This window comes from Actinotignum urematis, assembly GCF_051264595.1.
Lineage (GTDB): Bacteria > Actinomycetota > Actinomycetes > Actinomycetales > Actinomycetaceae > Actinotignum > Actinotignum timonense_A.
In genome coordinates, this window is record NZ_JBOZBG010000001.1 from 163,833 (window position 1) to 185,211 (window position 21,379).

Here is a 21,379-nt window from a genome sequence, read left to right on the forward strand (position 1 = left end):
TGCCCTTCTCATTGCGGCGCCCGCGATAGTGATCCCCCGCGAGCGATCTGAAGCTGGGGAAGTGCCTCAGAGCTCTCGCGAAAGACCGCCACCGCGATCACGCGATTCCTAGAAGAGGCCGGGAATGACCTCTTCCTCCCTATCGGCAAAAGCCGATTCTTGATCCTCCAGGTAGGCCGCCCACGCGGCGCTATCCCAGATTTCGACCCGGTTGCCCGTGCCGATAACCGCGAGGTTGCGATCCAGACTCGCGTAGCTGCGCAGCATTGCCGGGATGGTGATCCGCCCCTGCTTATCAGGGATGTCATCCACGGCGCCGGAGAGCAGCACGCGGGTGTACGACCGCGCCTCTTTGGACGTCAAGGGGGCTTTAGCCAGGGTTTGCTGCAATTCCACAAAATCCGCGAGCGGAAAAACGTAGATGCAGTGTTCCTGACCGCGCGTCATCACCAGCCCGCCCTGGAGCTGGTCACGAAATTTGGCGGGCAGGATGATTCGGCCTTTGTCGTCCAATTTGGGCTCATACGTGCCGAGGAACATCTACCGCACCCCCTCTCGTGGCGCTTGCCTCCACTTTACTCCACTTTCCTCCACCAGTTTGCCACGGCGGGGGTATGTCGCGCTAGTGATTTCTAGAAAAGCGCGCCAGAACACGGAAAAACGAGTGGAGCGCTGGTGGAGTGTGGTGGGGTGATCAGTGGTGAGTAATCCGTGGTGTAGGGCGCAGGAACGGTGGCGCCTGGAGTGCGTGGGGCGGTTGGCTCGCTTCGTGGAGCACCGTGGATGGCCCGGCGCGCCCCTGCCCGGCGGCGCCGTCGTACCTAAAAAGAAAAAGAAAAACGGTGAGAGGATCGCTATCCTCTCACCGTTATGGGTGCTGAGTTTGAGTTACCGGCCGGCTAGGCCGAAACCACAGAGATTCTAGTGCTCACCGCGGCGGCGCTTTTCCCAGATTTCTTGCTGGCGCCGCATAAAGGACGATACACCGCCCGGCCCGGACGACGTTGGCGCCCCGCCGCCTCCTGCGGGCACCGCCACTTTCTCTGTGTGCACGCCCGCGAGCGCGTACCACACCGAGGCGAACATAATAATGACGCCGAGCAAACCGAGCCACCACATCTTCGGTGCGGAAATTCCCCCGATAAGAATGGCGATGCCGGCGACCAGCCCGAGAATCCCCAGTACGAGATTGCGCACGGACAGTTGCCGACTGATGGCTTCCACTTCCGGCGCAGCGGGCTTCATATTACGTGCGAAGCTGGGATCCTCGTTGGTGAGCTGCGCTTCCAGCTCCGCGAGCATCTTCTTCTCGTAGTCCGATAGGGCCACTGTGCCTCCTTGTTAATGTACTGCTGCCAGTCTACCGTGCGCGGCGCGCCAGCGTCACGATATGTTGTGTCACGATACACCGTCCCGGTGCCCCGTGCGTCCGCCCGGAGCGGAGCTTCCCGGCGCCGCGCCGCCGCGCACCGTTCCGGCACGTTCAGCCCCGCCGTCGCGCACCGTCCCGGTGCCCCGTTCCCGGGGACTGCAAGAGACTTGCCGGGCCGAGCGCCCCGGCTCCGAATCGCGAGCGCACCGCATCCATGGCGCTCTCAGCTTCCCCGCGGCGTGGATCGTCATCGAAAGCGAGCTGCTGGTAGCCGCCTTGCTCGCTCAGGTTCTCCACGCGCAAGCCCAGGAGCCGCAAGCCGGCGGCGGTAATCTCCACCCCGTCCAGAAGCTCGCGAGCGCGTTCGTAGATCTCGGCGGCAACCTGGGTGGCTTGCGGCAGTGTTGCCGAGCGGGTGATGGTGGTGAAATCAGGGAAGCGCACCTTAAGGGCGACGGTGCGCCCCACCAGGCCTTTTGCACGCAGCCGGGCGGCGGTGTCATGCGCCTGGAAAAGCAGAATACGGTGCAATTCGTCCCGGTCAGCCAGAGGATCGAAAAAAGTTTCTTCGCGTCCGATGGATTTTTCCTCGCGGTTCGGGGTGACGGGGCGCGGGTCGACGCCGCTGGCCAGCTGGAAGAGGTGATCTCCCGCAGCGGTGCCAAGGAGGCGGCGGAGCTGGTCCGGGCCGGCAGCGGCGACGTCGCCCACCGTTTCGATCCCGTGCAAACGCAACCGTTCTTCGGTGCGCCCGCCCACGCCCCAAAGCGCTCCGGCGGGTAAGTCGTGCAAAAATTCGAGGGTGGCCGCGGCGGGAATGAGGAGAAGCCCATCCGGTTTGGCGTGCGCGGAGGCAATTTTGGCTACGTGTTTGGTCGCCGCGATCCCCACGGAGGCCGGCACGCCAACCTCGGCGCGGATGCGAGCGCGCAGCTGCTGGCCGATATGCACAGGTGAGCCAAAGAGCCGGCGCGCTCCCCCGACGTCCAGAAAAGCTTCGTCCACGGAAAGCTGCTCCACCAGCGGGGTGACCTCCCGCAAAATCGCCATGATTTTTTCTGAAACATCCCGGTAAAGCTCCAGGCGCGGGGTGAGCATAATGAGATTCGGGCAGCGCCGCCGCGCCTGCCCCACCGGCATCGCGGAATTCACCCCGAAGGCGCGCGCCTCGTAGGACGCCGCCGCCACGACGCCCCGTTCCTGACCACCCACCGCGACGGGGCGCCCGCGCAGCTCCGGGTGGTCGAGGAGCTCCACGGATACGAAAAAGGCATCCATATCAATATGGAGGATGGGTGTGCCCGAATCGTCATCGCCCCAGGAATGGCGGGCGGCGCGGGATCGCGGTGCGCGTGACATGAGCCCTCCGTTCCCTCTCGCTCCAATTTTGCGCGTGGTTTCGTTTTCTGAGTTCCCCTCGCGAAGGCGCGCTCTCCATTAGGCTGGAACTGTGAGTGTGCCTACAGAACCCGTGCGAACTGATTATGCCCTCGCCGAACTGGATCGGCGCTCGGATCGCCCCTCCCTCGTGACGCTCTACCTGGACGGGGTGGAATCTTCCGCCCTGGATCTTGACGATCCCACCTATCTGGAATTCGAGTATATGCAACAGTTTAGGTGCATTCTCGAGGCCATGTACCCCAAGCGCGAGCCGCTGCGCGTGCTCCACCTGGGTGCGGCCGGATGTGCTTTCCCGCGTGCCCTGGATGCTGCCCGCCCCGGTTCGCGCCAGCTCGCTGCGGAAATTGACGGCAAACTTGCCACCTACGTGCGTGAATGGTTCGATCTGCCCCCGTCTCCGCGTTTGCGTATCCGGGTGCAGGATGCGCGTGTCACCTTGGATACCACGGCGGCGCGGTGGGATGTGGTGGTGCGGGATGCTTTCGCTGACCGCGACGTCCCGTCCCATTTACGTACCGGCGACGCCGCTGCGCGGGTCGCCCAGGTTTTGCAACCGGAGGGCGTGTATCTCCTCAACTCGGTGGCCTCCACCGGCCTGACCCGCTTCGCGAATGAGTCACGGGCTCTCCTCGAGAATTTCGAGCACGTGCTGGCAATTATGGATCCGGCGGTGCTACGCGGGCGCCGTTTCGGCAATATTGTGCTGGCTGCCTCCCAGCGGGAATTTGCTTTCGCGCAGATCGAGAGACTGGTGCGTCGTCTCCCGCTCCCCGCGCGCATGGTGGGTCGGGCGGATTTACGGCGCCGGGCTCGCGGCGCCATCCTCGAGAGCGATGCCGATATTGGCTACGTGCCCGCGAATGCCTAATCCGCGGCGTGCCGGCCGCGCGGGCGCTGCGGCGCCTGCTCCCCGCCGTCCTCACCGTGGGCGTCCGGCTCGGCTCCGCTGCGCGTCTCACCCTCAGTCTGCGCCTCAGCTCCTGTTTGAGCCTCGCCTCCGGTATACGCCTCACTGCCGGGCTGGTGCCCACTGCTAGCGTGCTGCCAGGCGGCCCGCATATTTTCCAGGCGCTCCGTCAGCTGCGCCTGCTCGTTATCCGCGTGCTCCTTACGCTTGACCATCGAGGCATCCACTCGGGCGAGGAAACTTTCCGCGGCGCGCCCGATTTCATCAGCGCTAGGAACGGTAAGGGTATGCTGCGGAGCCTGGATAAGCCCGGGGTGCCCTTCCGCGCGATCATATTCGTGTTCCAAGGCCGCCACGATCTCCGCGAGCTGCTCATTATGCTCGGTGAGCTGGGCGAGCTGCTCCGATTCTTCGGCAGCACTGGCTTCCAGATCTCCCAGGGGCAAGCTCAGCCCGGCCGTTTTTGCGAGCATGGACAGCGCGCTGGCCGCCCCGGCCGCGTAATGGTGCCCGGCAATATACATGGGCACCCGCACCGTCACCGAGAAGGTCGCCACGCCCATTTGCCCGAGGCTGTATTCCAAAAAATCAGAGAAAGAAGCCGGGTACCACACATCGGCTTCCAGTGCGGGAGCCACCGGATCGGCATTGCGCGTACGGATGAGCATATCCGGCTGGCGGGTATGGGGCAGCGCACCGGCAACCGATCCGGCCCGGTAGAGCCGTTTCACCCCCAGTTGCGCGAATACCGCCATGAGCTCCGAATTGAGACCCTGCCAGCAAAAATCAGGTTCAGTACCGAGCAGCAGCAAAAAAGAGGTACCTTCAATATCCTTGGCGTGGAAGAGCCCGAGCGCGGGGATAGCAATATCTTCCAGCGCACCGTTGAGGTAGTGCACCCGCGGGCGCTGCGCCCGGTAATCGACCAGCCCGTCCACATTAATATCGGCCACCGGGCTGAGATCCAGGGTGTAGAGCTGGGAGGCAATAAGTTCAGAAACCGAACCGATGTCATTGATGGGATCGGTGAGATGAACGACGACGCTCTCGAAACGTTCCCCGTTTGCCCAGGAATCTTCATGTTTCCCCTCGCAGGGGTAAACGAAATAGTTCACCGTGATCCTCCTCCCTCTCCAGCTCGCTAGCTTCCCCTCCAGCCTAGACTACCGGCCTGGCCAAGTACGCTGGGCGCCGTCGTACCTCCATAACGGCAATCTCTACAACGAGACGCAAGCACACACGGTTCCGGTATTCGCCACCGGCTGATCACTGTCGTTCCCGTCACCGCACTATAGCGCGCCCCGGTGTTTTCCGTAATAATTGATTGTTACTTTTTTGCAGGACGCCACCCGATAATTTTCGGTCATCAGGAGGAGCCGCTCGTGGTTAACGATCCTCACAGTGCGCGCGAGGACGCGATACGGGAAGAACAGCTTTTCGTGGACACTGCGTACCGTGCCCTTGACCGCCAGCGCGAGGCTTACGCCCAGCGCCTGGCCGCGGTTCGCAGTCAGAGCGGTCAGGAAAGCGCCGGTGAAATGACCGAGCGCGATTCCTTCGCCACCCATTACGAAGATAATCTCACCCGATTGCGGCGGGTGGAAAACCGCTTGGTTCTTGGGCGGCTCGACACCCGCGAAGGCGAAACGGATCACATCGGGCGTATCGGCTTGAAGGACGAGGCCGGGGATATCCTGCTTCTGGATTGGCGCGCCCCGCAATCCGAACCGTTTTATCGGGCCACGGCGGCCCATCCGGGGAAGGTGCGGCGCCGGCGCCATATTCAGACGCGCCTGCGCACCGTGACCGGCGTGGAAGATGAACTTCTTGATTCTTCGCAGGCCTCCTCGGATCTCAATTTGACGGGTGAGGGCGCGCTCATGGCGGCGATGAATGCGGCGCGCGACGGGAAAATGAACGATATCGTCGCGACGATTCAGGCCGAACAGGACCGTATTATTCGCGCCGATTCCAATAATGTGCTCGTGGTTCAGGGCGGGCCGGGCACCGGGAAAACGGCGGTGGCCCTCCACCGCGCGGCCTATCTTCTCTACACCCACCGCGAGCGCCTGGCGCGTTCCGGCGTGCTCATTGTGGGCCCCTCGCCGGTCTTTTTGCGCTATATCGATCAGGTGTTGCCTTCGCTGGGCGAATCAGATGTGGTGTCGACGACGATTGCCGGGCTGGTGCCCGGCGTGACGGTCAGCGCCGTCGACACTGCCCCGGCCGCGGAGATCAAAGGGCGCCTGGTGTGGCGCACCATTGCCCCGCGGGCGGTGCGCACCCTCCTGGAGCGCCCGCTACGCCGCCCCGTGCGGATGCGCATCAGCGGGGTTGATGTGCGGTTGACCCCGCAGGATGTGGAGAATGCGCAGCGGCGGGCCCGCCGCACCGGTAAGCGCCATAATGAGGCCCGCGATACCTACGCGAAATACCTCGTGGATGTATTAGCCCGCCAGGTGGCCGAGGGCCAGGACGTTGATCTTTCGGAAAACCCGTGGATTATTGCGGACGTGGCGGAAAGTATTGACGCGCGCCGGGAGATTAATTTGCGTTGGATGCCGTCCTCCGCGGTGGCGCTGCTCGAGCGCCTGCTCACCAAGCCGCATCTACTTGCCGAGGTAGCCCCCGAGCTGAGCGCTGCCGAGCGAGCCGCGCTCGCTCGTCCGGCCGGGCACGGTATTACTATCGCGGATATTGCCCTCATTGATGAATTCGCTGAGGTCCTCGGGCCTTTTGCCACCGATGCGGAGCGCCATGCGCGGGCGGCTCGCGATGCGGCCGAGCGCAATCGGCTTAGCTACGCCGGGGAAACGATGGAGGCCCTGGGCGTGGGCGGCGGGATAGTGAGCGCGGAGCTGCTAGCCGAACGCATGGGCGGGCGCGGGGACGGAAGTTCGCTGGCCGAGCGGGCCGCCGCGGATCGTACCTGGACGTACGGGCACGTGGTGGTTGATGAGGCGCAGGAGCTCTCCCCCATGCAGTGGGAGATGCTCATTCGGCGCAATCCCTCGCGTTCCATGACGGTGGTCGGTGACCTGGACCAACGCCCCGACGGTTCCCCGCACGCCGGCTGGGAAGGGCTGCTGGGCCGCCTGGCTGATCGGGTACGGGTAGAAGAACTCACGGTTTCCTACCGAACACCGGCCGTTATTTTGGATACTGCCGGTGCGGTGCAGCGCGCCGCCGGGGTGGCGGTGCGCCCCGTGCGTGCGGCGCGCACCGAGGGCGGTGCCGTGGAGATTGCTGAACGTTGCGCGCCGGGAACCCTTGGGGCGGGCGCTATTGCGGCGACGGCGCAGGTGTGCCAGCGCTTGGATACCCGCTACGGGCAAGCCGGTACCCTCGGGGTTATTGTGCCGGAAGCTCGGGTCGCGCAGGTGGCGGCGGCTATCGGCGCGGCTCCGGAGCTGGGTGAATGGACTGTGGATGTAACGGGGCGCGATGTCACGGCGCGTATCCAGGTTCTCACGGCGGTCCAATCCAAGGGCTTGGAATTTGACGCTGTTGTTCTGCTGGAACCGGCTGAGATTTTAGCCGAAGGGCCGGGCAATATTTACGTGGCGATGACGCGCCCCACCCAGCTTCTTTCTGTGGTTTTCGAAGGGGAGCTCCCCGCCGGACTCACCGCGAGCGCGGCGGATACAGGTGTCTAGCTGCACCGTGGAGCGCTGGCGGGCTTAGGTTCGCCGGACGGGGTTCGCCGCGCGTGGGTTCGTAGGCTGCGGTTTGCCGGACGTGAACCGCAGCTCCCAATTGTTACCACTATGATTGATTAGTCAATGCTGTGAGGCTGCCGTTCGGGTGGGTGAAGGAGTAGGAATGACCGTGAAACCTTGGCTGGATATTTACCCGGAGTGGGTGCCTTCCGATATCACGGTGGATGAGGAGACTTTAGAAGAGTCGCTCCTGCGCGCTGCTGACCGGTACCCCCATCGGGTGGCCTTGGATTTCCTCGGTGCGACGACGAGTTATCGCGAACTCGTTGAGCGTGCCCGCAAGGTTGCTACGCTGCTGCGTAATTTAGGGGTGCAGCGCGGGGATACCGTAGCCCTGGCTTTGCCGAATTGCCCGCAACATATGTATGCCCTGTGGGGTGCGATCCTGACGGGGGCAACCGTGGCGGAGATGAATCCGCTGGCCCCGCAACCCGAATTGCACCGCCAGATCGCGATGGTTGATGCGCGGGTTGTTATCGCGTGGGAGAAGACCATTGCCACGATGGCACCGGCCGCCGATGACCCGCGCCATTATTTCGCGGTTGATCTTTCCCGTGATTTGCCACTGACATCGCGGATGCTTCTCAAGCTTCCGGTGGCCCAGGCCCGCACCCAGCGCGCTCGTTTGCGCGGGGAGGTTCCCCCTCATGTCGCTTCTTTTGATCGGGAGTGGCGGAAGGCGGCCCCGATGGATCTTGCAACGTTCCGTAAACCGCAAGCGGACGACGTCGCTGTCTATATGTTCACCGGGGGTACAACGGGAAAGCCGAAAGCGGTTATGCTCACCCACCGGAATTTGGTGTCTAATCGTAAGCAGATTATTGCTTGGGTGCCTTTTGAGGCTGATCATCACGAGGTGATTGCCGGGGTGCTTCCCCTCTTCCATGCCTTCGGTTTCACCCTCATGATGATGTGCGCCCTGGATCTGGCGGCTACCGCTATTTTCTTGCCGAATTTTGATATTCCGTCTCTCTTGGCTGCTCAGAAGCGCCGCCCCATAACGGTACTGCCCGGGGTGACTCCCATGTTTTCTCGTATCCTTGCCGAGGTGGAGAGGCGGGAAGCCGCCGGGGAAACTATTGACCTGTCCTCGATTCGTTTCGGGGTGTCCGGCGCAATGGCGCTGCCGGATGAGGTGGCGCGCCGCTGGGAGGAACGCACCGGAGGCTTCCTCATTGAGGGATACGGGATGACCGAATCTTCTCCGGTGGTTTCCGGGTCTCCGATGAGTCCGGATCGGCGCCCGTCCACTTTGGGCGTTCCTTTCCCCGGCACCGAGGTGCGTATCGCCAATCCCGATAATTTGGCGGAGGACGCCGTGGATGTGGGTGAGATTTTGGTGCGCGGCCCGCAGGTTTTCGCTGGTTACCTGGGCGAGCCGGAGGAAACGGCGCAGGCGATGTTCGAGGATTGGCTGCGCACCGGTGACCTGGGGCGCTGGGATGGGCCTTTCGTTGTTATGGCGGATCGCGCAAAGGAAATGATTAATTCTTCCGGTTTCAATATTTACCCTTCCGAGGTGGAAGAGGTTCTGCGCGGGATGCCGGAGGTGCGCGATGTGGCCGTTGTGGGGATTCCCGCTGCGGAGCGTGGCGAATCGGTGGTGGCGGCTCTTGTTTTAGAGCCGGGATCAACGGTTGATCTGGCAGCGGTGCGCCGCTGGGCGGAGGGTAGGCTCGCCCATTACGCGATGCCCTCCTCCATCGCTCTTTTTGACGCGCTTCCCACGTCCCAATTGGGGAAAGTGATGCGCCGCTCGGTGCGCGAACAGCTGGATAATTTCGAGCTGAAAGCCGGCGTATGGGTGAAGAAAGCCGGCGCGGTTGCAGGTAGTGCTACTACCGCGGTGAGCGATATGACCCGTGAGACTTTCGAGCGGGTCTTGGCCGGGTTGGAGACCACATATAACCTGACTGTTGATCAGATTCAAAGCTGGGCGTCCAGTGTCACGAAGTCCGCTGCGGAAAGTGGCGATGCGGTACGCCAGTGGGTGGATAAAACGGCCCCCAGTGGCGAAACGATTGCTGCTTTTGTGCGCTCCGCGGGAGCCACGCTGGAATCTTTTGCCACGTGGGTGGTGCGTTCCGGTCACGACCTGGTTGCTGGCACTACACGATCCGTCACACCCGCAGCGAAAGACAAAGGTGCCACTAGAGACGACGCGACCGATCAGAAAGACCGCGCCAAGCCCGAAGAAACCGCATAGCCCCGGCCACCGGAACATCCGGCGCTATCGGTAGTACCCTGCGCCGACGCAGTTCTTTGCGCGTGGAACCATCAGGCGCGTAGAACCCTCAGGATTGGGGTTTCGAGAAATCCGGCGATTCGGATGCAACTGGGACATCCGGATCCTGGCGTAGATCTGCAATGGCTCGCTCAAAGTCGTCAATGGAATCGTAATTCGAGTAGACCGAGGCGAAACGCAGGTACGCGACCAGGTCAAGAGCCTTGAGCGGTTCGAGAATGGCAAGACCAATATCATGCGCATCAATCTGCGAGCTTCCCGAGGAGCGGACTTTTTCTTCCACTTGGGCTCCGAGCAGCGCAAGTTGATCTTCGGTAACCGGACGCCCCTGACAGGCTTTCCCCACCCCGCTAATAATTTTCTGACGGGAGAAAGGTTCGGTAGCACCCGAGCGTTTGACAACCACGAGGCTGGCAGTTTCCAGCGTGGAGAAGCGCCGGTGGCAGTTCGGACATTCACGACGACGGCGAATGGACAGACCGTCATCAGCGGTACGAGAATCAATCACCCGTGAATCAGGGTTGCGACAAAATGGGCAATGCACATTAATCATTCTAAATGTCTCAGCTATAATACGCCAACCGCATAACTATGACAGACCCGCTAGTGCTACCCGTGGTACTACCCGCACCGACCGTGCCGCCCGCGCACAGCCGGTAGCTCGGGACTAATAGCCTGGAATCTCCAACACCTGGCCGGGAACCAGGTCATGAGAAACAAGTCCGTTGAGATTGACAATATCCGCCACCCCGGTGGAAATATCCGGAACACCCGGAATACTGGCAGCAATGCTGGCCAGAGTATCCCCGCCCTGCACGGTTACCGTGGCCATTCCCGTTTCCAGGAAAGTGGTGCCCACGATCATGGCAAAGCTGGCCAGCAGGAGGGTGACTGCGATAGTCAGTGCTACCCGCACCCCCATGCGAACAATGACATCCAGCGAAGCTGGAGCGGTACGCGAACGGACCGCCACTGGCTCTGCACGTTGGGTAGCTGACCGGGCAATCGACTGCGGCGCAAAAGCCACCGGACGGCGCACCGCACCCAGGGCCGGCGTATTCCAACGCCGACGAGCTTGCACCACCCGCAGCGCGGTAACTGAAGCTCCCCCGCGGACACTTCCGCGGGCATCCCCACAATCATCCCCGCAGCGCACTTCTTCCCCGCGCAGCTCACGATATACAGCAGCCGGATGCTCACCCACCACCCGCAGTTTCGGGTGCCGCCGGCTGGTGTGAGCACGGCTAGTTTCCCGCGGAATCTCCTGGTATGCGACACTCATTTTTCACTCCTCGAACATTCGTTCGCCGAACATCTGTATGTTAGACTAGTACGACAGTGAGGGTTTGTCTAGAACGTTCGTTCGATTCCGTTCGCTTCGGTAACGTTCCGGGCCTCGCCCTCATAGAACAATTCAAACCCGCCCTTACGACATAAAAATCGGCACGAACTCTCGGGAGTGCATATGGATCGTCCTCAGCTCACAGCTCGCCAGGCAGAGATACTGGACGTTGTTATTAACGGGATCGTCACCCACCGCGTCCCCCCAACGGTGCGGGAAATTGGTGAGGAAGTAGGAATGTCTTCCCCTTCCTCGGTGAAATACCAGCTCGATGCACTGGAAGAAAAGGGCTATATCTCACGTAACCCACGCCGGCCACGCATGATTGAACTCACGGAAGCGGGGCTCGCCCATGCCCGTAGTTCTCGCAGCGATTCGGCATGGGAAAGCACACTACTCCCCGTGGGTGAACCCGCTCAGAGAAGCCTGGAATCCGATGTGCCGGTTGATATTAGCGAGGCGATCAATGTTCCCGTTGTCGGGAAGATCGCGGCTGGGGCTCCAATTCTGGCCGAAGAACTCATAGAAGATGTTTTTCCGCTCCCGCGCCAATTGACTGGAACCGGTGAGCTTTTCACGCTAAAAGTGCAGGGCGAATCAATGATTGATGCCGCGATTTGCGATGGGGACTGGGTGGTGGTGCGCCGCCAGCCCACCGCGGAAAACGGGGAAATTGTTGCCGCCATGATCGATGGCGAAGCCACGGTCAAAGTCCTCCAACGCCGCGATGGCCACGTCACGCTACTCCCGTGCAACCCCGCCTACTCCCCCATTCCCGCCGATGATAGCGAAGTGCTCGGCCGCGTCGTCATGGTACTGCGCACCCTCTAAGCAACCTCGGGCGGAGCCGGCTGAGCGCTAAGTCCCAGGGTTGAGCTGCCTCCGGGCTGAGGCCCCGGGCCCAGCCATTGCCACGCCCACACTTGTGGCAGGTCAGCCTCCCGCCGCGAGGCGGCGTCGTCGTACTACTTCCCGTTACCCAAGCTGTTCCGCGAGCCGGCCCAGGGCCGCACGCACCACGGCACCGTCGGCCGTACCCCACATACGCGGAAGGGAGGCACGCAAGAACCCGCCGTAACGCGCCGTCACAAGCCGCGGATCCAGAATCGCCACCACGCCCCGATCAGCCTCACTGCGGATCAGGCGCCCGGCCCCCTGCGCCAGCAGCAAAGCAGCATGCGCGGCAGAAACATCCATGAAGCCGTTAAATCCACGCTCGTTAGCCCGCCGCGAACGTGCCTGCACCAATGCGTCATTGGGGCGCGGGAAGGGAATCCGATCAATCGTCACCAGGCGGCACGTCAGGCCGGGCACATCCACGCCCTGCCACAGCGAAAGCGTGCCAAAAAGCGAGGCATGCGGATCCGCCGCGAAATCCTTAACAAGCGTGGGCAACTGGTCTTCGCCCTGCACGAAAATCGGCAGGTCAAGGTGATCACGAGCGAAAGCCGCGGCCTCATTCGCGGCCTTACGGGAAGTGAAAAGGCACAGCGCCCCGCCCCGGGAAGCCTCAATTAACTCCACGAGTTCGCGCAGGGTTTCCTCCCCGTACCCGTCCTTTCCCGGCACGGGCAGGTGGCGCGCAATATAGAGAATGCCCTGCTGGTGGTAGGTAAAAGGAGAGCCGACGTCGATTCCCCGCCACGGCCCCTGGCTCGGATACGAAAAACCAATCTGCCGAGCGGCCAGGTCAAAACGCCCGCCAATAGCGAGCGTGGCGGAGGTGAGAATCGCGGGGCGCGCCTCGAAAAGAGTATCCGCCAGCGGCGCGGACACGTCGAGAGGCGCCGCGCACAAGCTCGACCGCCCCTCCAGATCACGGGATACCCACACGACGAGAGAGCCGTTCGCCACCTCGTCACTGACCATCGCACTCACCATATCGACGCAGGTAGAAAGCCGGTGGCGCACCACCGCTTTCGTTGCGGCATCCGATTCGGTACTACCGGGCAGAGCTGCGACGTCGTTCTCCACCAGCTGCAATTCACGCAATAGCAACATAAGAGCGTCCTGCAGGGGCGCCGGAAGGGAAGTGAGGCGACCTTCCTCCAGCTCATCAAGAATATCGACGACGCCGTTACGGGCCCGTTCGATCCCATCAGCCAAGATTTTTTCGCGGCGCAGTAGGCGCGCCAATCCCGTGATCTCGCCGTGGGAGAGCGCGAAGGTGAGTTGGCTGGTGACCCGGTCAGCCAGATCATGGGCTTCGTCCACGACGAAAGCATCCACGTCGGGGAGCACCGGGGTGCCCGAGCTATGCACGCCCAACATCGCATGATTGGTAATGACGATATCCGCTTCGGCGGCCTCGGTGCGGGCGCGCACCGGGAAGCACACCTCGCGCAGCGGGCACTTGACGCCCACGCATTCGGGTTTACTCAAGGAGACTTGGCGCCAGGCACGCTCCGAGACACCGGGAACAAGATCATCACGGTCCCCGGTCTCGGTTTCCGCGGCCCATTCGCGCAAGCGCATCACTTCTTCGCCGGTTGCGCTGGCGCCGTATTCCCCTTCGGCGCGGCTGACCAGGGCATCATCCTCCGGGTAGCCGCCGTGGACTTTACGCAAACATACGTAATTATTCCAGCCTTTGAGCAGGGCAATATGCGGTTCGTGGCCGGTTACGGCGCTGACGGCCCGCGCCACCCGCGGCGCGTCCTGCCCCACGATCTGGCGCTGCAAGGCGAGGGTGGCGGTGGAAACGGCCGCGCGCTGGCCGGTGCGCACCGACCATTCCATGAGCGGGACCAGGTAGCCGATAGATTTCCCGGTGCCCGTCCCGGCCTGAATCAGCAGGTGGGAGGAGTCCTCCAGCGCGGTGGCGGTCTCCTCGACCATGCGATTCTGCCCTTCGCGGACCGCTCCCCCGAGATCCGCGACCACCAGCTCGAGGATCTCGGTTAGTTCTTTCCTCATGCCCGCATCCTGGTGGGCACGTCTGTTTGGGCACCCCAGCGGGCCTCAATCTGGCCCGCAATATTTGCCCGCACCCGCGCGTGGATGCGAGTTCCGGTGGGCAGATACTCAAGTTCTTCCAGGAGTTCCCCCTCTTCCAGGATCCGTGAAACAAGATCACCGCGCTCGAAGGGAATGACCGCGTCGATTTCAATATTCGGGTGGGGCAGTTCTTCTTCGATGCGCGCGAGGAGCTCATCAATACCCGCCCCGGTGTGGGAAGACACCGCGATAGCGGACGGGTAACGGGAACGCAGCGCGGTCAGATCGACCGGAGCGGCAATATCGGCTTTGGAGAGCACAATAATCTCCGGGATATCGCGGGCCCCGGGCACATCCGCAAGCACCTCGTGCACGGCGGTGACCTGCGCGACCGGATCCGCATTGGAGGCATCCACGACGTGGAGGAGGACATCCGCCCCGTCCACTTCCTCAAGGGTGGAGCGGAAAGCTTCCACCAGCTGGGTGGGCAGATTCCGCACGAATCCCACGGTATCCGAGAGCGTGAATTCGCGACCTTCCGGGGTGATGGCTTTGCGGACCGTCGGATCAAGAGTGGCAAAAAGCGCGTTTTCCACCAGAACATTCGCACCGGTGAGCCGGTTGAGCAGCGAGGATTTCCCAGCGTTGGTGTAGCCAACCACCACCACGGAGGGAATCCCGGTACGGCGCCGTTCGGCACGCCGAGTGGAACGGGCCGGTGCCATCTTTTTGATATCGCGGCGAAGCTTTGCCATGCGTTGGCGGATGCGGCGTCGATCCAATTCGAGCTGGGTTTCACCCGGGCCGCGCGATCCAATGCCGGCACCACCAGCCACCTGCCCGCCGGCCTGCCGCGACATCGATTCACCCCAACCGCGCAGGCGCGGGAGGAGATATTCGAGCTGCGCGAGCTCGACCTGGGCTTTGCCTTCTTTCGATTGGGCATGCCGCGCAAAAATATCGAGGATGAGCGCGGTGCGGTCGATTACTTTAACATTGACGATATCTTCGAGGGCGCGCCGCTGGGAGGGCGCGAGCTCGGTATCGACAATGACAGTATCGGCTTCCTGGGCTTCGACCATCGCAGCGAGTTCGCGGGCCTTGCCGGCGCCCAGGTAGGTGGCGCGGTCGGGTAGCGCGCGGCGCTGGATAACCCCGGCCAGTACCGTTGAGCCGGCGGTATCGGCTAATGCGGCAAGCTCGCGCAGGGATTCTTCGGCGCGGGGGCGGTCCTCAGAAAAGACTCCCACGAGGATGACTCTTTCGAGGCGAACCTGGCGGTATTCAACATCGATGCCTTGTTCGCGTTCGATACCGCGCGCCAGGCCTTCCACTTCCTGAAGGCCGGTGTGGTCACGGTGGATGCTATCGGTATTGGCCTGCCAGGCGGTATCGGCTTGGAGTACCGTGCCGCGGCGGGTGGAGATATCGACATCACCGACGTGGTGCTTGTGTTCATGTACTTCGTTGCTAATGGCCACGTTCTCCTTTGTATTCGCTTTTATTTTCTCACGTTGCGCCGGAGTTTCCTACCGGGAAGTGGCACGCGTGCTTCAGGTATGTGCGCGGGATTTTTCGCGAGAGTTTGCGCGAGAGTTTCCGCGCCGCTGCACGCTCCTTTAAGCTGGTGTTATGACTTCGCACTACTTTTCAGAGCATCCGGATACCGCGAGTAATGCGCGCACCCTCGAGGTAACGATCCGCGGACGGGACTATTCCGTTACGGTCGACGACGGCGTCTTTTCCGGCGGTGGCCTCGATAAAGGCACCGCAGTGCTCTTACGAAAAGTGCCCGAGCCGGAGCTGGAGCCGGGCGATATCGCGGTGGATCTCGGGTGTGGCTGGGGGCCGATCACCTTGGCTTTGGCCGCCGAGGCACCTCAGATTATCGCGGTGGATGTGAATGAGCGGGCGCGCGAATTGACCCGTATGAATCTTGAGGCAAACGGCCTGCATGGTGAGGTGTTGGCTCCGGATGAGGCTCTGGAACGCTTGGGTGAGAAGTCGATTCGGTTGCTGTGGTCAAATCCTCCTATCCGTATCGGGAAAGCTGCCCTGCATGAGCTGCTCACCACGTGGTTGGGCCGTCTGAGTGATGACGGGGAAGCGTATCTGGTTGTACAGAAGAATCTGGGTGCTGATTCCCTTGCTTCCTGGCTGGTAAACGAGGGGTATCAGTGCGAGAAGATTGGTTCCTCTAAGGGATTCCGGGTCTTGTACGTACGCCGGTAGTGATACGGGAGCTAACTCGATACTGACGGAAGCGCTCCTTCGGTAACCGCCGCGCCGTTCCTCGGACTCACCGAGTGAGTTTCGTGAGGATGCGCGCGGCTAGCTGGGCTGGCGTGTCCGTACCTGCGTCCAGCCAGGTGATGCGGGGATCGGCCCGGAACCACGAGCGTTGCCGGCGCGCGAGCTTTCGGGTGGCGATACGGATCTCTTCGGTTCCTTCAGCGAGGCCAAGAGTGCCGTCCAGGATGGCCATGGCTTGGGGGTAGCCGGTTGCCCGTGATGCGGTGGGCGCTTCCCGCAAGCCTCGGCGTAGCAAGCCGGCGGTTTCTTCCAGGAGCCCCTCCCGCATCATCTCATCAACCCGCTCGTTAATAGCGGCGTGAAGATCGGCTGATTCCCGGTGGATCGCGAAGATATGCACATCCTGGTAGTGGGAGGTATGGCGCGGAAAACTCGGGGTATAGGGCTTTCCCGTCAGTCGAATAACTTCCACGGCACGAATGACGCGGCGTTCATTACGCGTATCGATGGTGGCGTATGCCTGCGGATCGCGTTCCTCTAACTCCCGCAGGAGCCGGGGATAATCACAGCGAGCTTCCTCCGTAATCGCGGCGCGCAACCCGGGATCAGTTCCAGGGAACTGCAATTCATCAAGAAGCGCAGATACATAGAGCCCCGAACCTCCCACCACCAGCGGAATTTTCCCCGCCGTGGTGATAGCAGCGAGATCCTGCCGGGCATGCTTCTGGTAGGCCGCAACCGAAGCTTCTTCCGCGATATCCAACTCATCAATCTGATGGTGGCGAATTCCGCGCCGCTGGGAAACCGGAAGCTTGGCGGTACCAATATCTAAGCCGCGGTAGAGCTGCATGGCATCGGCGGAGATGATCTCCACTTTTTGCGACCCGCCCAGAAGCTCCGCCAGCTCCAGCGAGACGGATGTTTTTCCGCTTGCGGTGGGGCCCACCACTGCAATAATCACCCGGCCACCGCCTCATCTGCCGCGTAACCGTACTGATCATCATCAGTTTGCTCCGCGGCGAGTTCTTCCGCGGCGCACTCCTCAGCGACGCACTCCTCCGCGGCGCGTTCTTCTAGGAGCACCGCGCGGGCTTGGCGGAGCGCCTGGGCGCATTGTTCGGCCGTGAAGCCGCGCCGAGCCAGCATGGCGTAGGTGCGTTGGGCGAGCGTTTCCGGTTTCCCGGAGGCGCTGCGTAGCTTCTTGAGAGCAAGCTCCACCGCCGAATCGAGTTCCGCTTCCGGTTCGATATCAGCAAGTACTTCCTCGATGATGCTCGCGTCTACGCCTTTACGGCGCAGCTCCGCTGCGATGGCGCGCCGGGAGGCATTCTTATCACGCCGGCGAGCCACTGTGAGCGTGCGCGCAAACTTGGCATCGTCAATATAGCCGGCCGTCTCGAATTCGTGGAGTACCCGCTCAGCCACGGCTTCCGGCACCTGGCGGGTGTGGAGCGCCTGGCTGAGTTGATAGCGGGAACGATCCATCATGCCGAGCTGGCGATAAACAATATCCCGAGCCCGGTGCAGGTGTTCCTCTTCACTCAAGGACTCGAGGTCAGGCCCTCTCCGAGCGCCGCGCCCATCTCTACTAGCACCGCGCTGTGAACGGCCGCCGCGACGCACGTAACTAGCGCCGCATGATCGACCGCCGCCGGTATCGGTATCGGTATCCGAGTAGTGTGCCACCCCGACCACCTACTTAGAAATCAACGGTTTCCGCGGCGTTACCAGTGCTTTTCGCGGATGCGGCTTGCTTAGCACCGCCAGCTCCTGCGGTAGCGCTATCTGCTCCGGCCTTAGCTTCAGTTTCGCTTGCTTCAGCTTCCTCCGGGTCTTCCCGCAGGCCGGCCTTGCGGAGAATTTTATCCTCAATTTCATCACGCAAATCCGGATTATCCATGAGGAATTGGCGGGCCTTTTCTTTACCCTGGCCTAATTGGTCACTCTCATACGTGAACCAGGCACCGGCCTTGCGGATGATATTCAGTTCCACACCAACATCGAGGAGGCTTCCCTCCCGGGAAATCCCCTCACCGTAGATGAGGTCAAATTCTGCCTGCTTGAAAGGCGGTGCCATCTTGTTCTTGACGATCTTGACACGGCAGCGGTTCCCCACGGGTTCACTACCGTTTTTAAGGGTCTCAATGCGCCGCACGTCCATACGGACGGAGGCGTAGAACTTGAGGGCTTTTCCACCGGTGGTGGTTTCCGGGTTACCGAACATAACTCCGATTTTTTCACGCAGCTGGTTAATGAAAATGGCGGTGGTGCCCGAGGCGGAGAGCGCACCGGTCATTTTCCGCAGCGCTTGGCTCATGAGGCGTGCCTGCAAGCCAACGTGGGAATCACCCATATCGCCTTCAATTTCGGCCTTGGGAACGAGGGCTGCCACGGAGTCGATGACGATGATGTCAATCGCGCCGGAGCGAATGAGCATATCGGCAATTTCCAAGCCCTGTTCTCCGGTATCCGGCTGGGAGACAATCAGCGAATCGGTATCAACGCCCAGAGCCCGCGCGTAGATTGGGTCAAGCGCGTGTTCCGCGTCGATAAACGCGGCGATCCCGCCATTGCGCTGCGCGCTAGCAACAGCGTGGAGCGCAACCGTGGTTTTACCCGACGATTCCGGACCGTAAATTTCCACCACGCGCCCGCGCGGCAAGCCACCAATGCCAAGGGCAATATCCAGAGCAATAGATCCGGTAGGAATGACTTCCACCCGCGGACGGACATGGTCACCCAGCCGCATCACGGAGCCCTTACCGAATTGCTTATCAATTTGCGCCAGAGCGGTATCAATTGCTTGTTTGCGATCATCCACTGCGGGGCGCCCGACCGTTTTGGTGCGGGCACTAGCTTTAGCTGCGGCCATATCCCATCCTTACTCACGTTTCCTACAGATCAGGCCTAGGCGAGACACTCCCTCTCCGAGAGGCTCGAGATCACTGTATATCCGGCCTACGACATACTTAGGCGCCGCGAAACTCCTGTGGATAACGCTGACGCCTGAGGATCTGTGGACTATTCTAATACGAACGGTTGTTCGGTACCGCATGGAGGCGGTGTGTCACCCACTGCATTCGCGCAGCTACTCGCGGGCCGCGAAATCTTCCGGGGTGAGCCGGTGGAGGTAATGGTAGTAATCCGGAAATCCCATCGTCTCGCACACGGCATCCCAGATCCGCTGCGGATCTTCCCCGGCTTCGAGGGCTTGAGCCGGGCTACGGTCACCCAGAGCGGATAGAACGAGATCTTGGGCTGCGCTTCTCCCGCGCCCGTGCGGGAAAGCACGATCAATATTGAGCCAGAATTCAGATTCACGCACCGGTGCTTTGCATTCCTTTATTGGTGTGGGGCTTCGATTAGGGCGCCTGGTGAGAAGCGTTCGACACAGCATAACGGCGCGTATCAAGGGATACTGAAGCTAGTGAGCTAGCTCCGAGCGCTCCCGCTTCGCGAGCGGGGCGCTACCTTGACCGCGCCGTTTGCGACGTGGTGTATAGGGATTACTTCGTAGTGGAAAGTTCCCCGCGCATGAGTTCTGCCGGGCTTTCCGGTACGCGCAGGTGGGCCGGGATGCGACCTTCAACCAGGTCAATCCGATCAGCAACCAAGCGCAGCACGTGACTCATGGGCACGTTGAGCGCCCGGCAGATCGAGGCGAGGAGTTCCGAGGAAGCTTCTTTCTGACCGCGTTCGACTTCGGAGAGGTATCCGAGGGAAACACGTGCATCGGAGGAAACTTCCCGCAGGGTACGCCCTTGCCGCTGCCGGTAGGCCCGCAAAACCTCGCCAATCTCTTCGCGAAGGAGAGCGGGTTGGCGCTGTTCAGGACGCACTACGAAATCATTCTTCCGGGTTACGCCGGTACGGGTATCAATTGTCATCACTAACCTCAACGCCTACTTCCTGTTTTTATTCCCCACAGAGCGAAACATCTTCATCGCCTCCGGTGCCAGGCTCGTGGCACGAGGCCATCAAAAGGTTCCACAAATATTAAGCCAGGCGAATCTGAAGATTTACTGGGAGCGAACAGGAGTTAGTCAGGACACAGCCGACTCGGCGCACTGATCGGTTGCGCCGTCGTGCAAAAACGCGGCAAGAAGTTCGACGGCGCCGCGCACCGCCCCGCTCCGTACGTCGCTACGGCCCCCGGCAATATGGAGCTCGCGCGCCATATGCGCCCCGCTCCGCGTGCTCACCGCGATCCACACGGTTCCCGCCGGGTGTCCATCATGCGGGCCGGGCCCGGCTACCCCGGTGGTGGCCATGCCGATATCCGCTCCGGCGACGTCGCATACGCCACGGGCCATCTGGAGCGCAACTTCCCAGTCCACCGGCCCGTGGCTGGCTAAACGCTCGCTGGACACTCCGAGGATGCTGGCTTTGAGGTCGGTGGCATAGCTGACCACTCCCCCGCGCAGCACCGCGGAAACTCCGGGAATGGTGACGAATTGTGCAGTGAGCAGCCCGCCGGTGAGGGATTCTGCGCAGGCGAGACTGAGGCCGCGTTCGTGCAAGTTCCTCACGCAAGTTTCCGTGAGCGCGGCGAGGTCCGCGACGCCACCTGGCTGCGCCGTCGTCATGAGTGCGCCTCGTGGCCGCTACCGCGGGCGATCCGCACCGCGTCGCCGACGTACCCGACGGCGGACCACACCGAGAGTACAAGCGCCACCCCGAGGGTGATCCACCCGAGCCACTGGAAAATATCTCCGCCCGGGTGCCCGAGCCACGCAATCCACGGCAGCATGAGGATACCGGCGCCGATGGACTGGGCAAACATTTTGAGTTTGCCAATCCAGCCGGCCGCCATGACCTGTTTGGTCACCACGAGCATCCGCACCAGGGTGATGAAAATTTCGCGGGCGATCATGAGGATAGTGACCCACCACCACAGCCGGTCGTGGAGCGAGAGCATAATGAGCGCCGCCGCGATGAGGCCTTTATCAGCGATGGAATCGGCGAGCTTCCCGAAGTTGGTGATGAGGCCCCGCGAACGCGCCAGCTGCCCATCGAGACGGTCAGTGAACGCGGCGACGGCGAAAACTACCCAGGCCCAGAAACTGCGGGTGGCGGTCGGCTCCCAGAACACCCAGATAAAAACGGGGATGAGGATGATCCGCGCGACCGTCAAAGCATTAGCAATATTGAGGAGGGGCGGCTCGCTCGCCTCCGGAGCGTTCGTGTGAGACATGGCCCTACT

Annotated in this window: 20 protein-coding genes; 5 read left to right on the plus strand and 15 right to left on the minus strand. The window is 61.8% G+C overall.

Annotated elements, in window-relative coordinates; translation table 11 throughout:
- Nucleotides 1–108: 108 nt before the first annotated feature.
- From mraZ to ACRQDJ_RS00755, 3 genes are all read right to left on the minus strand, one after another.
- Nucleotides 109–540: a division/cell wall cluster transcriptional repressor MraZ gene (gene mraZ, locus ACRQDJ_RS00745; protein WP_087070949.1), complete on the minus strand. Its 432-nt coding sequence runs from the start codon at nt 538–540 to the stop codon at nt 109–111.
- Nucleotides 541–921: 381 nt separating this feature from the next.
- Nucleotides 922–1,329, minus strand: a complete 408-nt coding sequence (locus ACRQDJ_RS00750; RefSeq protein ID WP_087070950.1) for a DUF3040 domain-containing protein — start codon at nt 1,327–1,329, stop codon at nt 922–924.
- A 154-nt stretch (nt 1,330–1,483) separates the two neighbouring features.
- Nucleotides 1,484–2,731 (minus strand): DNA polymerase IV, encoded by a 1,248-nt coding sequence (locus ACRQDJ_RS00755; RefSeq protein ID WP_284904174.1) that lies wholly within the window; start codon nt 2,729–2,731, stop codon nt 1,484–1,486.
- A 91-nt stretch (nt 2,732–2,822) separates the two neighbouring features.
- Between ACRQDJ_RS00755 and ACRQDJ_RS00760 the strand changes: the two genes are divergently transcribed.
- The gene (locus ACRQDJ_RS00760; protein ID WP_311370822.1) at nt 2,823–3,641 is read left to right on the plus strand and encodes a spermidine synthase; all 819 of its coding nucleotides are present in this window, start codon (nt 2,823–2,825) and stop codon (nt 3,639–3,641) included.
- Here ACRQDJ_RS00760 and ACRQDJ_RS00765 read toward each other — a convergent pair.
- Nucleotides 3,638–4,795 (minus strand): PAC2 family protein, encoded by a 1,158-nt coding sequence (locus ACRQDJ_RS00765; RefSeq protein WP_284904175.1) that lies wholly within the window; start codon nt 4,793–4,795, stop codon nt 3,638–3,640. The two genes, ACRQDJ_RS00760 and ACRQDJ_RS00765, sit on opposite strands and share 4 nt — an antisense overlap.
- Before the next feature lie 267 nt (nt 4,796–5,062).
- Here ACRQDJ_RS00765 and ACRQDJ_RS00770 point away from each other — a divergent pair, with 267 nt between their 5' ends.
- Both ACRQDJ_RS00770 and ACRQDJ_RS00775 read left to right on the plus strand, forming a co-directional pair.
- The gene (locus ACRQDJ_RS00770; RefSeq protein ID WP_284904176.1) at nt 5,063–7,336 is read left to right on the plus strand and encodes a HelD family protein; all 2,274 of its coding nucleotides are present in this window, start codon (nt 5,063–5,065) and stop codon (nt 7,334–7,336) included.
- A 166-nt stretch (nt 7,337–7,502) separates the two neighbouring features.
- A complete protein-coding gene (locus ACRQDJ_RS00775) occupies nt 7,503–9,605 on the plus strand; it encodes an AMP-binding protein (RefSeq protein WP_284904177.1) in 2,103 nt (700 codons plus the stop codon).
- 88 nt (nt 9,606–9,693) lie between these two features.
- Here the strand turns inward: ACRQDJ_RS00775 and nrdR are convergent, their stop codons facing one another.
- Nucleotides 9,694–10,197 carry a transcriptional regulator NrdR gene (nrdR, locus tag ACRQDJ_RS00780; protein ID WP_026428570.1) on the minus strand — a complete coding sequence of 168 codons (504 nt, stop codon included), beginning with the start codon at nt 10,195–10,197 and terminating at the stop codon, nt 9,694–9,696.
- 114 nt (nt 10,198–10,311) lie between these two features.
- Nucleotides 10,312–10,926, minus strand: a complete 615-nt coding sequence (locus tag ACRQDJ_RS00785; RefSeq protein WP_284904179.1) for a LysM peptidoglycan-binding domain-containing protein — start codon at nt 10,924–10,926, stop codon at nt 10,312–10,314.
- Between the two features lie 183 nt (nt 10,927–11,109).
- Between ACRQDJ_RS00785 and lexA the strand changes: the two genes are divergently transcribed.
- Nucleotides 11,110–11,817, plus strand: a complete 708-nt coding sequence (gene lexA / locus ACRQDJ_RS00790; RefSeq protein WP_284904180.1) for a transcriptional repressor LexA — start codon at nt 11,110–11,112, stop codon at nt 11,815–11,817.
- A gap of 144 nt (nt 11,818–11,961) precedes the next feature.
- On the opposite strand, the gene ACRQDJ_RS00795 is transcribed toward lexA, so the two are convergent.
- Nucleotides 11,962–13,902 (minus strand): ATP-dependent DNA helicase, encoded by a 1,941-nt coding sequence (locus ACRQDJ_RS00795; protein ID WP_284904181.1) that lies wholly within the window; start codon nt 13,900–13,902, stop codon nt 11,962–11,964.
- Nucleotides 13,899–15,404 carry a GTPase HflX gene (gene hflX, locus ACRQDJ_RS00800; protein ID WP_284904182.1) on the minus strand — a complete coding sequence of 502 codons (1,506 nt, stop codon included), beginning with the start codon at nt 15,402–15,404 and terminating at the stop codon, nt 13,899–13,901. Before hflX ends, ACRQDJ_RS00795 begins: the two co-directional genes overlap by 4 nt.
- A gap of 151 nt (nt 15,405–15,555) precedes the next feature.
- Here hflX and ACRQDJ_RS00805 point away from each other — a divergent pair, with 151 nt between their 5' ends.
- Nucleotides 15,556–16,155 (plus strand): class I SAM-dependent methyltransferase, encoded by a 600-nt coding sequence (locus ACRQDJ_RS00805; RefSeq protein ID WP_284904183.1) that lies wholly within the window; start codon nt 15,556–15,558, stop codon nt 16,153–16,155.
- A gap of 67 nt (nt 16,156–16,222) precedes the next feature.
- On the opposite strand, the gene miaA is transcribed toward ACRQDJ_RS00805, so the two are convergent.
- From miaA to pgsA, 7 genes are all read right to left on the minus strand, one after another.
- Complete coding sequence (miaA, locus tag ACRQDJ_RS00810; protein WP_284904184.1) at nt 16,223–17,137, minus strand: tRNA (adenosine(37)-N6)-dimethylallyltransferase MiaA; 915 nt, start codon at nt 17,135–17,137, stop codon at nt 16,223–16,225.
- Nucleotides 17,134–17,721 carry a regulatory protein RecX gene (locus ACRQDJ_RS00815; RefSeq protein ID WP_284904185.1) on the minus strand — a complete coding sequence of 196 codons (588 nt, stop codon included), beginning with the start codon at nt 17,719–17,721 and terminating at the stop codon, nt 17,134–17,136. The genes miaA and ACRQDJ_RS00815 overlap by 4 nt, the downstream gene beginning before the upstream one ends.
- A 154-nt stretch (nt 17,722–17,875) precedes the next feature.
- Nucleotides 17,876–19,048: a recombinase RecA gene (recA, locus tag ACRQDJ_RS00820; protein WP_284896747.1), complete on the minus strand. Its 1,173-nt coding sequence runs from the start codon at nt 19,046–19,048 to the stop codon at nt 17,876–17,878.
- Between the two features lie 216 nt (nt 19,049–19,264).
- Entirely contained in the window at nt 19,265–19,501 is a 237-nt protein-coding gene (locus ACRQDJ_RS00825; RefSeq protein WP_234984521.1) for a DUF3046 domain-containing protein, read from the minus strand.
- Nucleotides 19,502–19,682: 181 nt separating this feature from the next.
- Nucleotides 19,683–20,063 (minus strand): helix-turn-helix domain-containing protein, encoded by a 381-nt coding sequence (locus tag ACRQDJ_RS00830; protein ID WP_026428564.1) that lies wholly within the window; start codon nt 20,061–20,063, stop codon nt 19,683–19,685.
- A 156-nt stretch (nt 20,064–20,219) separates the two neighbouring features.
- Nucleotides 20,220–20,762 (minus strand): CinA family protein, encoded by a 543-nt coding sequence (locus ACRQDJ_RS00835; protein WP_284904186.1) that lies wholly within the window; start codon nt 20,760–20,762, stop codon nt 20,220–20,222.
- Complete coding sequence (pgsA, locus tag ACRQDJ_RS00840) at nt 20,759–21,370, minus strand: CDP-diacylglycerol--glycerol-3-phosphate 3-phosphatidyltransferase (protein ID WP_087070963.1); 612 nt, start codon at nt 21,368–21,370, stop codon at nt 20,759–20,761. Before pgsA ends, ACRQDJ_RS00835 begins: the two co-directional genes overlap by 4 nt.
- Between the last annotated feature and the right edge of the window lie 9 nt (nt 21,371–21,379).